General features: G+C 62.1%; 14 protein-coding genes. 12 read left to right on the top strand and 2 right to left on the bottom strand.

The genetic code is table 11. The features are described 5' to 3' along the window. Nucleotides 1-374: 374 nt before the first annotated feature. Both AC19YY_RS29955 and AC19YY_RS29950 read left to right on the top strand, forming a co-directional pair. Nucleotides 375-1457: a serine hydrolase domain-containing protein gene (locus tag AC19YY_RS29955; RefSeq protein ID WP_500605236.1), complete on the top strand. Its 1083-nt coding sequence runs from the start codon at nucleotides 375-377 to the stop codon at nucleotides 1455-1457. Further along, a complete protein-coding gene (locus AC19YY_RS29950; RefSeq protein ID WP_500605235.1) occupies nucleotides 1454-1765 on the top strand; it encodes an amidase in 312 nt (103 codons plus the stop codon). The genes AC19YY_RS29955 and AC19YY_RS29950 overlap by 4 nt, the downstream gene beginning before the upstream one ends. A gap of 167 nt (nucleotides 1766-1932) precedes the next feature. Here the strand turns inward: AC19YY_RS29950 and AC19YY_RS29945 are convergent, their stop codons facing one another. Continuing rightward, nucleotides 1933-2382 (bottom strand): hypothetical protein, encoded by a 450-nt coding sequence (locus AC19YY_RS29945; protein ID WP_169955535.1) that lies wholly within the window; start codon nucleotides 2380-2382, stop codon nucleotides 1933-1935. 444 nt (nucleotides 2383-2826) lie between these two features. Between AC19YY_RS29945 and AC19YY_RS29940 the strand changes: the two genes are divergently transcribed. From AC19YY_RS29940 to AC19YY_RS29915, 6 genes are all read left to right on the top strand, one after another. Next, the gene (locus AC19YY_RS29940) at nucleotides 2827-4002 is read left to right on the top strand and encodes a M20 aminoacylase family protein (protein ID WP_432755166.1); all 1176 of its coding nucleotides are present in this window, start codon (nucleotides 2827-2829) and stop codon (nucleotides 4000-4002) included. Between the two features lie 58 nt (nucleotides 4003-4060). Continuing rightward, nucleotides 4061-5371 (top strand): citrate-proton symporter, encoded by a 1311-nt coding sequence (locus AC19YY_RS29935; protein WP_169955537.1) that lies wholly within the window; start codon nucleotides 4061-4063, stop codon nucleotides 5369-5371. After that, complete coding sequence (locus AC19YY_RS29930) at nucleotides 5368-6804, top strand: amidase (RefSeq protein WP_500605234.1); 1437 nt, start codon at nucleotides 5368-5370, stop codon at nucleotides 6802-6804. The genes AC19YY_RS29935 and AC19YY_RS29930 overlap by 4 nt, the downstream gene beginning before the upstream one ends. A gap of 55 nt (nucleotides 6805-6859) precedes the next feature. Continuing rightward, nucleotides 6860-7630 (top strand): IclR family transcriptional regulator, encoded by a 771-nt coding sequence (locus AC19YY_RS29925; protein ID WP_169955539.1) that lies wholly within the window; start codon nucleotides 6860-6862, stop codon nucleotides 7628-7630. Nucleotides 7631-7818: 188 nt separating this feature from the next. After that, nucleotides 7819-8409 carry a YceI family protein gene (locus AC19YY_RS29920; protein ID WP_169956797.1) on the top strand — a complete coding sequence of 197 codons (591 nt, stop codon included), beginning with the start codon at nucleotides 7819-7821 and terminating at the stop codon, nucleotides 8407-8409. Between the two features lies 1 nt (nucleotide 8410). After that, a complete protein-coding gene (locus AC19YY_RS29915; protein ID WP_169956795.1) occupies nucleotides 8411-9568 on the top strand; it encodes a phospholipase D-like domain-containing protein in 1158 nt (385 codons plus the stop codon). 128 nt (nucleotides 9569-9696) lie between these two features. Here AC19YY_RS29915 and bglX read toward each other — a convergent pair whose 3' ends face one another. Beyond that, nucleotides 9697-11988: a beta-glucosidase BglX gene (gene bglX / locus AC19YY_RS29910; RefSeq protein WP_169956793.1), complete on the bottom strand. Its 2292-nt coding sequence runs from the start codon at nucleotides 11986-11988 to the stop codon at nucleotides 9697-9699. Nucleotides 11989-12245: 257 nt separating this feature from the next. Between bglX and AC19YY_RS29905 the strand changes: the two genes are divergently transcribed. The 4 genes from AC19YY_RS29905 to AC19YY_RS29890 all read left to right on the top strand — a co-directional run bounded on the left by AC19YY_RS29905 (nucleotide 12246) and on the right by AC19YY_RS29890 (nucleotide 15654). Further along, nucleotides 12246-12854, top strand: coding sequence for a LemA family protein (locus tag AC19YY_RS29905; protein ID WP_029297013.1), 609 nt, complete (start codon nucleotides 12246-12248; stop codon nucleotides 12852-12854). Beyond that, nucleotides 12854-13579 carry a TPM domain-containing protein gene (locus tag AC19YY_RS29900; RefSeq protein ID WP_500605233.1) on the top strand — a complete coding sequence of 242 codons (726 nt, stop codon included), beginning with the start codon at nucleotides 12854-12856 and terminating at the stop codon, nucleotides 13577-13579. The genes AC19YY_RS29905 and AC19YY_RS29900 overlap by 1 nt, the downstream gene beginning before the upstream one ends. A 28-nt stretch (nucleotides 13580-13607) precedes the next feature. Continuing rightward, nucleotides 13608-14225: a TPM domain-containing protein gene (locus tag AC19YY_RS29895; protein WP_169956789.1), complete on the top strand. Its 618-nt coding sequence runs from the start codon at nucleotides 13608-13610 to the stop codon at nucleotides 14223-14225. 211 nt (nucleotides 14226-14436) lie between these two features. Next, nucleotides 14437-15654: a class I SAM-dependent methyltransferase gene (locus AC19YY_RS29890; RefSeq protein WP_170042884.1), complete on the top strand. Its 1218-nt coding sequence runs from the start codon at nucleotides 14437-14439 to the stop codon at nucleotides 15652-15654. Nucleotides 15655-15665 lie beyond the last annotated feature (11 nt).

Here is a 15665-nt window from a genome sequence, read left to right as displayed (position 1 = left end):
GGGCACCCCGGCATGGATGCCGGGGTAGCCGCGACACGGCCATGGATGGCCGATCGCGGCGGGCCCACGGAGCAATGCCTGACTGCGGGCATGCCGAGCCTAGGCGAGGCACCGAGTGGTGGGGCAAGAGCGTTTTGCTTACTTTTGCGCTCTACAAAAGTGAGCCGCCGTAAGGGCGGAACCAATAGCCGCCGTAACCGCAAAAACGGATATGTTCACCACCCCAAGAACCACGAAAGAGTTGTGTAGATACCTATGGCCATCGCGGGCAAGCCCGCTCCCACAGGAGCTATATAGTGGCTCCCAGGCCTGTCGCCAAACCGTCATTTATCTGCATTAGGCTCGCGGGCCTGAATGCCCCCGAGTGCTAGTCCATGGTCAAAGGCCTGTTGTGCGTCGCCTTGCTGCTGTTCACCGCTACCGCACATGCCCAGGCCTGGCCGGTGCGGGAGTGGTCCCTGGGCCCACAGTTGGCCGGTCCCGCCGTCAAGGCGCTGGAGGACTATGCGTTTCCGGCCCGCAATGACATCACCCGCGAAGGCATCCGCACCGACGCACTGTTGGTGATCCGCGACGGCGAAGTCATTTATGAACGCTACGCCGCACCCACTAGCGCAAGCACGCCGCACCTGACCTGGTCCATCAGCAAGAGCCTGCTGGCCACGGTGCTTGGCGTTGCCTACGGCGAAAACCGCTTCAAGCTCAGCGACCCGGTCGCGCGCTTTTATCCACCGATGAAACAGCACCCGAACATCACCCTGGCGCACCTGCTGAACTGGACCTCGGGCCTGGACTGGCAGGAAGACTACGAATACGCGCCGCTGAAATCCTCGGTGGTGGCCATGCTCTACACCCGTGGCCGTGCCGACATGGCAGAGTTTGCCGCCGACACCCACACCTTCAGCGCTGCGGGCCAGGCGTTTCGCTACTCCAGCGGCGACAGCAATCTGGCGTCCGCCGCCCTCAAGGGCATGCTCGGCCACAAGGCTTATGTCGATTACCCGTGGACCGCGCTGTTCACGCCCCTGGGCATTCGCAGCGCCACTTGGGAAAGCGACGCCAATGAAACCTTTGTTGCCTCGTCCTATGCCTATATGACCGCCCGCGACCTGGCACGGATTGGCTTGTTGATGGCGCGGGACGGGCGCTGGGGCGAGCGGCAGTTGCTACCCAAGGCCTGGGTCGACTTCAATCGCCAACCCCTGGCGCAGTACATCGCGGGTCAGGACGAAGTGGTGCCCGGCGGCCACTGGTGGCTCAACCGTCAAGTGCAGGGCGCAGCCCGACCCTGGCCGGATGCGCCCGACGATACCTTCGCGGCCCTGGGTCACTGGGGCCAGGCGTTGTATGTGTTGCCCGAGGCAAGGCTGGTGATCGTGCGCTATGGCGATGACCGCGACGGCAGCTACCGCCACAACGAACTGCTCAAGCGCGTGCTCGCGGCGGTGCAACCATGATCCGGCGCCGTCCGTTTATCAGCCTGTTTCTCCTGCTGTTGCTCGCCTTGCTGGGGTGGGCCTGGCATGAGCGCGTCAACCTGCAAGCGTTCCCCGACATCATCGCGGCGTATACGGCCAAGGAGTATTGCTCGTGTCGGTATGTGGCGGGCAATCCTGCTGACTATTGCCTGGGGTATGTGAAGCAGTACGTGCCGACCAGTGCGTTGGTCGACACGCCGCAACGCAGTGAAGTGACGGCGAGTGGGTTGGGGCGCACGCATACGGCGCGGTGGATAGGGGAACGGCAGGGGTGTCGATTGTTGTGATGTTTAGCTCACCACTGCGCAAGGTAAAGAACTGCAGGCTCGGCGCTGACCAACAGCCAAGGGAAGCAGATTGGCGGACAGGATCGTAAATCGATGATGTGATTGTCCGATAGAAGGTTCTCAATATCGGTCATAAACCCGCACTTCCAAATATGTGATGTGGTGATTTACCTGACAGGCATGAGCAACTTGGTTTGTGAGTTTGAAAAGCCGCAGTAAGTGTCTATTACCGTAAACTTTCCGTGATAGTCACTTGCACGGATGGGGATTTTGTAAGTGTAGGTGTATTTGGTGGAAGAGATTAGTGTGAACTCTGGATGAAGCACTGGGGCAGGGGTTTCCATTTCCACACTAGGTACTTTTGATTTAGAAAGGTCAAAAGTGGCGGTGCCGCCTGCGGGTAAGGGATTTGGAAACGCAATATCGATGCTGATGGGTTTTTTGGTACCTACCATCTTATCGCTGCCATCGGGGTTTTTTAGCGGGGTGTCGCTGATACCTTTGGCGACCTGGATGTTGTCGTAACATTTCGGGTCTAGTGCTGCATTGGCGTTTGTGATTGCAGTCAAAACTACGAAACAAGCCAATAGGCATTTTTCTGTGCTGAAGTTTTTCATGATGATTTTTCCTAGGTGTGGGTTGTGATGTTGTGGCTCGAAGGTAGTTTTATTTTTTTGTGCGTATTTTGAATACTGTGAAAAGTGACAGTTTTTTATATTGTTTTTTTGTTTTCTCTTGCGCCTTTAGAGTTTTTTGCTTGAGAGATTTGGATAACTTTCCTCCACGTGCCCATCGCTCCTGGTTGTTTGGTGCCCAGAACTCATGGTGTAGATGTTGCTACGTGAATAAACTGACTCTTTATCACTCTGATAGGCGATTCCGCAGTGAGGGATAAGCCTGTTGGGGGCACTTCGTACTTCAGTTCAAGCAAGCGTGCTCACCTATTGCCACAAGGTTCCACAGGGTGGAACCACCTTTGATTGTCCTCGCCCGCCCATCGCGGTTATCTGTGGCGGTGCCACAAAAAAGAACGGGAATACCCGCCTGCGAGGAGAGTCACCATGCGCCCACACCAGCACATCCTGGATTGGCTGAGCGATGTCGCCAGCGACCTGCACGCCGTACGCCAGGACATCCACGCCCACCCTGAACTTGGGTTCGAAGAAAACCGCACCTCGGCCCTGGTCGCCCAATCCCTAAAAAACTGGGGTTTTGAAGTACATACCGGCATCGGCCACACCGGCGTGGTCGGCGTGCTGCGCAATGGCAGCAGCCCGCGCACCCTGGGGATCCGTGCCGACATGGACGCCTTGCCGATTATCGAAAACACCGGCGTCGCCTACAGCAGCCAGCACGCCGGCTGCATGCATGCCTGCGGTCACGACGGTCACACCGCCATGCTGCTGGGCGCCGCGCGTTACCTGGCGGCGACGCGCCGGTTCGACGGCACCCTCAACCTGATTTTCCAGCCGGCCGAAGAAGGCCAGGGCGGCGCTGAAGCGATGCTCGCCGATGGCTTGCTGGAGCGCTTTCCCTGTGACGCCCTGTTCGGCATGCACAACATGCCCGGCTTACCCGCCGGCCACCTGGGCCTGCGGACCGGGCCGATGATGGCTTCCCAGGACCTGCTCACCGTGACCCTCGAAGGCGTCGGCGGCCACGGCTCCATGCCGCACCTGAGCGTGGACCCGCTGGTGGCCGCCGCCAGTACGGTGATGGCCTTGCAGACGGTGGTCGCGCGCAACATCAATGCCCAGGAAGCGGCGGTAGTCACGGTCGGCGCCCTGCAAGCAGGGCAGGCCGCCAACGTGATTCCCCAGCAGGCGATCCTGCGCCTGAGCCTGCGCGCCCTCAATGCGCCGGTGCGCGAGCAGATGCTGGAGCGGGTCAAGGCGATCATCCAGACCCAGGCCGCCAGCTTTGGCTGCACCGCGCAGATCGAACACCGCCCGGCCTATCCGGTGCTGGTCAACCATGCCGATGAAACCGAGTTCGCCCGCCAGGTCGGCGTTGCCTTGCTCGGTGAAGCGGCGGTTGACGCCAACACGCCCAAGCTGATGGGCAGCGAAGACTTCGCCTGGATGCTCCAACGCTGCCCCGGCAGCTACCTGTTTATCGGCAACGGCGTGTCGCGGCCGATGGTCCACAACCCCGCCTATGACTTCAACGACGAGATCCTGCTGACCGGTGCCGCCTACTGGGGCGCCCTGGCCGAGAGCTGGCTCAAGCCGGCCTGACCACCTGCCTTTTTCCTGCCGCTGGACCTTTCCTCAACAGGTTGAATGGAGTGTTCTCATGCAGACTTCAATAAAAGGCGTGTCCCGCACCCGGCAAGTGGTAGCGGCGGTGGTCGGCAACGCGCTGGAGTGGTACGACTTCATCGTCTACGGCTTTCTGGCCAGCATCATCGCCCGGCAGTTTTTCCCCTCGGATGATGAATACGCGTCGCTACTGATGGCCCTGGCCACCTTCGGCGTGGGCTTTTTCATGCGCCCGGTGGGCGGCATCCTGCTCGGTATGTATGCCGACCGCAAAGGCCGCAAGGCCGCCATGCAGTTGATTATCCGCTTGATGACCGTGTCTATCGCACTGATCGTGTTTGCGCCCAACTACGCTGCCATCGGCATGGGCGCGCCGCTGTTGATCGTGGTGGCGCGGATGCTCCAGGGTTTTGCCACCGGCGGCGAATATGCCAGCGCCACGGCGTTCCTGGTGGAAAGCGCACCGGCTCATCGCAAGGGCCTGTACGGCTCCTGGCAATTGGTCGGGCAGTGTTTGGCAGTGTTTGGTGGCGCGGCGATGGTGGCGTTGGTCACCCATTTTTTCTCCCCAGAGACCCTCGACCTGTGGGGCTGGCGCCTGCCGTTTGTGTTCGGCCTGCTGATCGGCCCGGTGGGCTTGTGGATTCGCCGGCACATGGAAGACCCCGAGGAATTTATCGAAGCACGCAAACAGGCCACCGGCCCGGCGCCGAGCCTGATGACAGTGCTGCGTGAGCATCGGCGCAGCATTCTGGTGAGCATGGGCCTGGCCTGTGGTGCGACGGTGTCGTTCTACGTGGTGCTGGTGAATATGCCGACCTTTGCCCACAAGAACCTCGGCCTGCCTCTGGACCAGGTGTTGATGGTGCAGATGTTCGCCGTGGCGCTGATGACCGTGGTCATCCCTTTGTCGGGCCTGCTCTCTGACCGATTGGGCCGGCGGCCGGTGCTGATGGCCTTCACCCTGGCGTTTTTCGTGATGGTTTATCCGCTGTATGTATGGGTCGCGGCGGCGCCGTCCATCGAGCGCTTGCTGGTGATGCAGGTGATGCTGTGCATCGCCATCGGCGGCTTCTTCGGCCCGGCGCCGACGGCCCTGGCCGAGCAGTTTCCCATCGAGGTGCGCTCCACCGGCGTGTCGGTGGCCTACAACGTGGCGGTGATGCTGTTCGGCGGTTTTGCCCCGCTGATTGTGACGTGGCTGAGCAAGGTGTTGGAGACACCGGTAGCTCCGGCGTTTTATGTGCTGTTCGCTTGCGTCCTGACGCTGCTGGGCACTTACTGCATGCATGAGGCGCCAAGGGCTGCAGCGCCGGCGCGGTTTGCCAAGGGGGTGAAACCTTGAACATCGTTGAACTGGATGCGCTGGAGCTGTCCCAGGCGATCCATGCCCGGCAGGTGTCCTGCCACGAGGTGATGCAGGCCTATCTGGCGCAGATCGCGCGCTTCAATCCATTGGTCAATGCCTTGGTGTCGCTGCGCGACGAAGCCGATGTGCTGGCCGAAGCCCGCGCCTGTGATCTTGAGCTCAAGCAGGGCCGTTCCCGCGGCTGGATGCACGGCATGCCGCAGGCCATCAAGGACCTGGCGGCGACCCAGGGCCTGCGCACCACCCTGGGTTCGCCACTGTTCGCCGAACAGATTCCCACTGAAGACGCGATCGCCGTGGCACGGGTGCGGGCCAGCGGCGCGATTATCATCGGCAAGAGCAACGTGCCGGAGTTCGGCCTCGGCTCGCAGACTTACAACCGGGTGTTCGGCACTACCGGCAATGCCTACGCCCCGACTCTGGTCGCGGGCGGCAGCAGCGGCGGGGCAGCGGTGGCCCTGGCACTGCGCATGCTGCCGGTGGCCGATGGCAGCGACATGATGGGCTCGCTGCGCAACCCGGCGGCGTTCAACAACGTATTCGGCCTGCGCCCGTCCCAGGGCCGCGTGCCCCATGGCCCGGCGCCGGAGGTGTTTGTCCAGCAACTGGCCACCGAAGGCCCGATGGGGCGCAGTGTGGCGGACGTGGCGCGGCTGTTGGGCACCCAGGCCGGTTATGACCCGCGGGTGCCGCTGTCGCTCAAGGACGACCCCAGCGTATTCGGCGCGCCGTTGGCCCGTGATTTCAAGGGCGCGCGTCTGGGTTGGCTGGGTGACTACAACGGCTATCTGCCGATGGACGACGGCGTATTGGCGCTGTGTGAGTCGGCCCTCGGCGACTTCAGCGCGTTGGGTTGCGAGGTGGAAAGCTGCCAGCCGGATTTCTCCATGGAGCGCCTGTGGCAAACCTGGCTGGTTCATCGCCATTGGCTGGTGCAGGGCACGCTGGGGGCGGCGTATGCCGACCCGCAAAAACGTGCGTTGCTCAAGCCTGAAGCGCAGTGGGAAGTCGAGGGCGGCCTGGGCCTGAGGGCGGCGGATGTGTATCAGGCGTCGCTGGCGCGCAGTGACTGGTACCGCGCCCTGGCCAGGTTGTTCGAACGTTACGATTTCCTGCTGCTGCCCACGGCACAAGTGTTCCCTTTCGATGCACAACAGCCCTGGCCACGCGTCGTCGGGGGGCAGGCCATGGACACTTATCACCGCTGGATGGAGGTGGTGATCGGCCCCACATTGGCTGGCCTGCCGAGTATGAGTGTGCCGGTGGGCTTCAACCCGCAAGGCTTGCCCATGGGCCTGCAAATCATCGGCCCGGCCCAGGCGGATCGCGCGGTGCTGCAACTGGCGTATGCCCACGAACAACTGACGCACTGGGTGCAGCGTCGCCCTCCGGAATGCTTGAGCGGGTGACGGCCTGTATCTTGCTGTGAAATTCGCTCAACCATCAGCAACCGGGAGGTCAGCCATGGGCAGCAACGTCGACACAGGGACTGTGCGCTCCGTGGAGCGGGCACTGGCCATCATCGAGTTGCTCGGTGAGCACCAGGCCCTGGGGCTTGAGGAACTGCATTACCTGACACGCCTGCCCAAGGCCACGGTCTCGCGCATGCTGCTGACCCTACAAGAACAGGGCTGGATCTATCGCGGCCTGAGCGACCGGCGTTACCGCCTCAGCGCCCAGCGCTTGTTCGGCGATACCCAGCAACGCTTCAAGCGGCGCCTGGTGGAGTGCGCGGCGCCCTGGCTGCTGGAACTCAGCGAACGCACCGGGCTGGTGGCGGACTTGTCGAACTTTGACGGTGAACGCCTGGAAGTCATGGAAAGCGCGATCCCCACGGTGTTGCGCAAGCTGTACCCGAACAACTGCCAGATCGTTGGCCAGCATGCCAGCCTGTTTCATTCAGCCATGGGCAAGGCATGCCTGGCTGAACTTGCCGCAGAAGAAGTGCAGCGCCTGGCCAGCCGCGAGCATGTGGCGGCCGATGATCAATACCGCGCCTGCGAGCAATCCCAGCACCAGGGGTTTGGCCAGCGTACCGAAGGGTACTGGGAATACCCGGTGCGCCTGCCGTTCCTGATCCGCGCGGTGGCGCTGCCGGTGCGGGCCAATGGCCGATTGGTAGGGAGCATGGCGTTGCACTGGCCGATGCACCAGGCGCCGGTGGAGCGGGTGCTGAGTTTGCATCTGGCGAGCCTTGAGGCCACCGTGCAAGGCGTGCAGCAGGCACTGGCCTAAGGTGCAAGCTGGTTTGTGTGGGAGCGGGCTTGCTCGCGATAGCGGTGGGTCAGTCAAATATCCATTAACTGACCCACCGCTATCGCGAGCAAGCCCGCTCCCACAGTTAAATTGCCGGGACCGTTACATTGCGTGCAGCAGGCCGGCCAGTTAATGTTCGAGCAGGTTTTTCTGCGCGCGAGTGTTTAATGTTCAACACATCCATCCTCAAACCCCTGGCCCTCTTGCTGCTGGCCGCTGCCGCCATGCCCGCGCAGGCTGCGTGGTACCTGGATAACGAATCCTCACGGCTGTCGTTCGTCACCACCAAAAACACCGATATCTCCGAAGTCCAGCGCTTCTTGGTGTTGCATGGCAAGGTCGAAGAGAACGGCGCGGCGCAGTTGCAGGTTGAACTGGAGTCGGTCAACAGCGGCATCCCGCTGCGCGATGAGCGCATGCGCAACGACCTGTTCCAGATCAAGACCTACCCCGATGCGCTGATCAACGCGCAAATCAATCTGCAGCCGATCAACGACCTGGCTACCGGCGCACAACTGGAGTTGCGCCTGCCGCTGTCGGTCACCCTGCATGGCAAGACCCAGACCTACAACGCCGAACTGCTGGCAACGCGCCTGGACGACCGGCGGTTCCAGGTGGTGACCCTGGAACCACTGGTGCTGCACGCCAAGGATTTTGACTTGCTCACCGGTGTCGAGACTCTGCGCAAGGCCGCTGGCCTGGACGCGATCAGCCTGTCGGTGCCGGTGGGTGCGGTGCTGATTTTCACGGCGCGCTGACATGAGCGGCGCGGTGTTCCCCTGGCGCAGCGCCAACCGCTTCGAATTGCTGATCGACGGCCCGAATTTTTTCCCGCAGATGCTCGTGGCGATCGCCCGTGCCGAGCGCCAGGTAGAGCTTGAGCTATATCTGGTGGAGGCGGGCGCCTGCGCCGAAGAGATGGTCAAGGCCCTGGTGCAGGCGGCCGAGCGCGGGGTGCAGGTGCGTTGCCTGTTCGATGACTACGGCAGCCTGGCATTTACCCTCAGCCTGCGGCGCCGCTTGCTCGAGGCCGGGGTGCAGTTGCGCTTTTACAATCGCCTGCGCTGGCGCCGCTGGATGCGCAACCTCTACCGTGACCACCGCAAGCTGTTGTTGGTCGACCAGAGCATCGCCGTGGTGGGCGGCACTGGGGTCACCGATGAGTTCTGGACCCCTGGGCAGGACACCTGTGAGTGGCACGAGGTCATGGTGCAAATCAGCGGTCCGCTGGTGCAGGACTGGCAAGCCCTGTTCGACCGCCAATGGCGGGTCAACGACCACCGTCGTGCCTGGAAGCCGGCGACGCATTTTGGCTTGCCGCGCCTGCCCAAAGTGCCGGCGACCGGCCCCGGCCTGGGGCGGGTGGCGTATGCCGACGCCGGCCAACACCGGGACATTTTGCAATCGCTGATCCGCGCCTTGAACAGCGGCCAGCGCCGTATCTGGCTAGCCACGCCGTACTTCCTGCCCACCTGGGGCGTACGCCGGGCCCTGCGCCGGGCGGCCGGGCGCGGTGTGGACGTGCGCCTGCTGCTCACCGGGCCGCGCACCGACCATCCTTCGGTGCGCTACGCCGGCCACCGCTACTACCCACGCCTGCTCAAGTCGGGGGTGAAGATCTTTGAATACCAGCCGTGTTTCCTGCACCTGAAGATGGTGCTGGTGGACGATTGGGTGAGCGTCGGCTCGTGCAATTTCGATCACTGGAACCTGCGCTTCAACCTGGAGGCCAACCTGGAAGCGCTGGACCCTGAGTTGACGCTGGCGGTGGCGGGCAGTTTCGAGCGTGATTTCGCCCAGAGCCAGGCGGTCAGCCTGGAGGCGTGGAAGGCCCGACCGTTATGGCGGCGGGTCAAGCAGCGGGTGTGGGGGTGGATCGACCGGTTGGTGGTCAATCTGCTGGATCGAAGAGGGTAGGGAACACACCGCAATCAACTGTAGGAGCTGGCTTGCCTGCGATGGCAGCACCTCGGTGTAACTGATAGACCGAGGTGCCTGCATCGCAGGCAAGCGAGCTCCTACATTGACCGTGTTTACAGCTTCAATCAGAGCAGTTCAAAGCTCTGCTGCTGCACATCCTGGGAGTCCAGCCCGATCTGCACATTGAACTGGCCAGGTTCGGCGGCGAACTTGAGCTGGGTGTTGTAGAACTTCAAGTCATCCTCGGTAATGCTGAAGTGCACCACCTTCGATTCACCGGCCTTGAGCAGGATCTTCTGGAAGTTCTTCAGTTCCTTGATCGGGCGGATCATCGAGCCGGCCACGTCCTGGATGTACAGCTGCACCACGGTCTCGCCGTCGAGCTTGCCGGTGTTTTTCAGGGTGACGCTGGCGTCGAGCTTGCCGGTCTTGTTCAAGGTGGTGGACGACAGCGCCATGTCCGACAGGCTGAAACGGGTGTAGCTCAGGCCATAACCGAACGGATACAGGGGACCTGTGGTGTCGTCGAAGTACTGCGAGGTGTAGTTGCCCGGTTTGCCCGGGGTGAACGGCCGGCCAATGGTCAGGTGGTTGTAGTAGGTCGGAATCTGCCCCACGGAGCGTGGGAAGGTGATCGGCAGCTTGCCCGACGGGTTGTAGTCACCGAACAGCACATCGGCAATCGCGTTGCCGCCTTCGGTGCCGGCGAACCAGGTTTCCAGGATCGCGTCGGCTTGCTGGTGCTCTTCGAGGATCGACAGTGGCCGGCCGTTCATCAACACCAGCACCAGCGGCTTGCCCGTGGCTTTCAGGGCCTTGATCAGGTCGCGCTGGCTTTGCGGGATGTTCAGGTCGGTACGGCTCGAGGATTCGTGGGACATGCCACGGGACTCGCCCACGGCGGCCACCACCACATCGGCGCTTTTCGCGGCCTTGACCGCTTCGTCGATCAGCACCTGGGCCGAGCGCGGGTCATCCACCACTTCCGGGGCATCGAAGTTGAGGAAGTTCAGGTAGTCGACCACCGCCTTGTCACTGGTGATGTTGGCGCCACGGGCGTAGATCACCTGGCCCTTTTCGCCGATCACCGCGTTCATGCCGTCCAGCAGGGTCACCGATTGCGCGGGCTTACCGGCGGCGGCCCAACTGCCCATCATGTCGATGGGGGCCTTGGCCAGCGGGCCGACCAGGGCGATGGTCGCGGATTTCTTCAGCGGCAGGGTGTCGTTGTGGTTTTTCAGCAACACCAGGCTGCGCCGCGCGATGTCGCGGGCTTCGCTGCGGTGCAGGCGGCTTTCGGCATAGGTGTCGGCCGGATCATCCTCGGCCTTGCCGATACGCAGGTATGGGTCGGCAAACAGGCCCATGTCGTACTTGGCACCGAGCACTTCACGCACCGCGTTGTCGATGTCGCTTTGCTCGATCTCGCCGGATTTCAGCAGCCCTGGCAGTTCCTTGCCGTAGAGCTGGTCGTTCATGCTCATGTCGATGCCGGCCTTGATTGCCAGCTTGGCCGCTTCGCGACCGTCCTTGGCCACGCCGTGCTTGATCAGCTCGAAGATCGCACCGTGGTCGCTCACCGTCAGGCCCTTGAAGCCCCACTCCTTGCGCAGCAGGTCGTTCATCAGCCAGGTGTTGGCGGTAGCAGGCACGCCGTTGATCGAGTTCAACGCCACCATCACCCCGCCGGCGCCGGCCTTGATTGCCGCGTGGTAGGGCGGCAGGTAGTCCTGGTACATCTTGACCGGGCTCATGTCGACCACGTTGTAGTCGCGCCCGCCTTCCACCGCGCCGTACAGGGCGAAGTGCTTGACGCTGGCCATGATGCTGTCGGCCTGGGCCGGGCTCGGGCCCTGGAAGGCCTTGACCATCACTTCACTGATGCGCGACACCAGGTAGGTGTCTTCGCCAAACCCTTCGGAGGTCCGACCCCAGCGCGCGTCGCGGGAAATATCGACCATCGGCGCGAAGGTGATGTCGAGGCTGTCGGCGGCGGCTTCCTTGGCGGCAATGCGCCCGGAGCGGCTGATGGCGTCCATGTCCCAGCTCGAGGCCAGGGCCAGGCTGATCGGGAAAATAGTGCGGTGGCCGTGGATCACGTCATAGGCGAAGAACATAGGGATCTTCAAGCGGCTGCGCATCGCCGCGTCCTGCATCGGACGGTTTTCCGGGCGGGTGATGGAGTTGAACGTGCCACCAATGCGCCCGGCGGCGATTTCCTTGCGGATCATCTCGCGCGGCATTTCCGGGCCGATGCTGATCAGGCGCAACTGGCCGATCTTTTCATCCAGGGTCATCTGCCCGAGCAGGTCGCTGACGAACGCGTCCTTGTCCTTAAGCGCAGCGGGCTTGGTCTCGGCAACGACGGAGTGACTGGCCAGAGTGGCAACAAGGCCCAGCAAACACAGCTTTTTCATGAATATCCTTTTTCGGCGAACTGCGCAGTGTTCAGGTAAAAAACACGGCTCGGCCAAAATGTGGGGAGCGACTATTGTTGTTCGGGTGTTGTGTGGATAAATACCGCACACTTCTCAGCTCTTTATGAACTATCCATAAAGAAGGGCATCTTTTAGCTGATTGGCTCGCTGTAATCCAGTAGTGGCGGATTATGCCCCAAGCGCGTGATGTATAGGGTCAGTCGTCAAATTCCATAAGGTTGGTCAGGAGACACACCATGCAAGCAGCACAGACTATTCGATGGGGCTGGAAAGCCGCGGCCCTGCTACTGATCAGCAGCGTGCTGAGCGGTTGCGGCATCAACAAAATCCCGACCCTGGACGAACAGGTCAAGGCGGCCTGGGCCCAGGTGCAGAACCAGTATCAACGGCGTGCCGACCTGATCCCCAACCTGGTGGAAGTGGTCAAGGGCTATGCAGCCCATGAACAGGACACCCTCACCGCGGTGATCGAAGCGCGGGCCAAGGCGACCTCGATCCAGGTTGATGCCAGCACCCTCGACAACCCGGAAAAACTCAAGCAGTTCCAGCAGGCCCAGGAAGGCCTGAGCGGTGCCCTCAGCCGCCTGATGGTGGTGTCCGAGCGCTATCCGGACCTCAAGGCCAACCAGAACTTCCTGGCCCTGCAATCGCAGCTTGAAGGCACCGAAAACCGCATCAGCGTGGCCCGTCGCGACTTTATCGCCGCCGTGCAGGCCTTCAACACCGAGATCCGTACCTTCCCAGGCCGCCTGTGGCACAGCGTGATGTACAGCGATCTGCCGGTGCGCGCCAACTTCGAGGCCACCAGTGCCGATGCCGATAAAGCGCCGCAAGTGAAATTCTGATGACCTGGCGTGCTGGGTGGCTGGCGGCGCTGCTGCTGGCCTTTAGCCTGACTGCCCAGGCGGCGCCGGACTTCCCGGCGCTGACTGGGCGGGTGGTCGACAACGCGCAGATGATCGACCCGCCGGTGCGTGCGCAACTGAGCCAGCAATTGCAGGCGCTGGAGCAAACCAGCGGCGACCAGATCGTGGTCGTCACGGTGCCCGACCTGCAAGGCCTGCCCATTGAAGACTTCGGTTATCAACTGGGCCGGCACTGGGGCATCGGCCAGAAGGGCAAGGATAACGGCGCGCTGTTGATCGTGGCCCGGGACGAGCGCCAGTTGCGCATCGAAGTGGGCTACGGCCTGGAGGGCGTGCTCACCGATGCGCAGTCGTGGGTGATCATCAACCAGGTGATTGCGCCCAAGTTCAAGGCGGGCAATTTTACCCAGGGCATCAGCGACGGCGTGGCGGCCATGATCCAGGTGGTCGGCGGCGAGCCGTTGGCGGTGCCGGCCCATGTGGCGGATCCCAACTTTGCCAAGGACAACCCGGTGTTTTCCATCGGCCTGTTCATCTTGTTGCTGGTGGTGTTGTGGCTGTGCAACCGCATGGGCCTGCCAGTGGGCGCCATCCTGCTGGCGATTCTCAGCAGCAGCGGGCGTGGCGGCGGTGGCGGCGGGGGCGGTGGCTTCAGGGGCGGCGGTGGCGGTTTTGGCGGCGGCGGGGCTTCGGGTGGCTGGTAATGACAATAACTAAAGAGCATCTACAACCATGGCTTTACTGACAGAACACGAGCAGCGCCAGGTCGCCGAAGCGATCGCCAGGGTCGAGCAACAGACCGACGCCGAACTGGTGACCGTACTCGCCGCCCGCGCCGACGACTACGCCTACATCCCGCTGCTGTGGGCCAGTGTGGTGGCGTTGGTGGTGCCGGGGATCGTGCATTACCTGTCGGGCTGGTTGACCATGCACACCTTGCTGCTGGCGCAATGGGCGACGTTCATTGTGCTGTGCCTGGTGTTCCGCCTGCCGGCCATCACCACTCGCCTGATCCCGCGCTCGGTGCGGCATTGGCGCGCATCGAACCTGGCGCGCCGGCAGTTCCTGGAGCAGAACCTGCACCACACCCTGGGCAGCACCGGGGTGTTGATTTTTGTCAGTGAGGCCGAGCGCTATGTGGAGATCCTGGTGGACGACGGGATTTCCAAGCGGCTGGATGACAGCAGTTGGGACGCTATCGTCAAGACGTTTACCCAGCAGGTGAAACAGGGGCAGACATTGGCGGGGTTTATCACATGCATTGAGGCCTGCGGCGAACTGCTCAAGGTGCATGTGCCCCAGACCCACACGCGCAATGAACTGCCCAACCGCCTGGTCGTCCTGAAATAACCTGTAGGAGCTGGCTTGTGTGGGAGCTGGCTTGCCTGCGATGCGGGCACCTCGGTCTATCAGTCACACCGGGTTGATGCTATCGCAGGCAAGCCAGCTCCCACACAAGCGGCATTTTCAATCGCACTGACCGTTGGGCAAATAACTCCGTGCCCTGGCGCGCCATCCCCCCTAAAATGCCCGGCATTCCCTGCCCGAGGCGTTTTTGTTCATGTCTGTCACCGCTAAACCTGCCAGCCCCGCGCCGGATCATCATGCCCAGTTCATCGAGTTGCTGCGCGCAAGCCTCGAGCAGAATGCCTTTATCAAGCTGGTGCTGGCCAAGTACGTGGGCGATGAGGTTGAGCTGCAACGCCTGATCATCAAGGCAGTGACGGTCAAGGAGCAGGCGTGCCTGTCCTTTGTCTACCGCTACAAGACCCGCGATATCACCAAGAACTTCGCCCTGGCAGACGGCGTCGCGACGATTGCCGCGCTGTTGCCGGCCTCGTTCAAGAACGCCCACCTGTTGTCGTTGACCGACGAAGCGCAGCTGGAATACAGCAAGAAGAACAAAAGCTCGCTGTTCAAAAGCAAACCCCAGCAGTTGCGTGAAGCGCCATCGGCCGAGCACAACCGTGAGAAAAACCGCTTCCTCGACCTTGGCCGGCCATTTCTCGCCGACCTGGGCGTGACCAACGCCAAGCACGAGCTGATCCCGGCGATGTCGCGCAAGTGGAAACAGATCAACAAGTTCATCGAAGTGTTCAGCCACGCGCTGACCTCATCCCCCTTGCAACTGGACCGGCCGGTACGCGTCGCGGATTTTGGCTCGGGCAAGGGTTACCTGACGTTCGCCATCCACGACTACCTACGCAACACCCTCAAGGCCGAGGGCCAGGTGACGGGCGTGGAGCTGCGCGAAGACATGGTGACCCTGTGCAACAACGCCGCCGCCCGCCTGGAGCACCCGGGGCTGGTGTTCAAGTGCGGTGACGTGCGCAGCGTGGCGCCCAGCGAGCTGGACGTGATGATCGCCCTGCATGCCTGCGACATCGCCACCGACTACGCAATCCACACCGGCATCCGCTCCGGGGCGTCGATCATCATGTGCTCGCCGTGCTGCCACAAACAGATCCGCTTGCAGATCCAGAGCCCGGCACTGCTCAAGCCGATGCTGCAATACGGCCTGCACCTGGGCCAGCAGGCCGAGATGGTCACCGACAGCTTGCGTGCGTTGTTCCTTGAGGCGTGCGGCTATGAGACCAAGGTGTTTGAGTTCATCTCGTTGGAACACACCAACAAGAACAAGATGATCCTGGCCGTGAAGCGTGCCGAGCAGGTGGACAACGCTCAACTCCTGGAGAAAATCCAGGAGCTCAAGGCGTTCTACAACATCACCGAACACTGCCTGGAAACCCTGCTGCGGGCGGATGGTTACCTGGCCTGAGAATGACGCAA

The organism is Pseudomonas sp. MF09156 (genome assembly GCF_059862305.1).
This window is presented reverse-complemented; position numbering and strand designations above follow the sequence as displayed.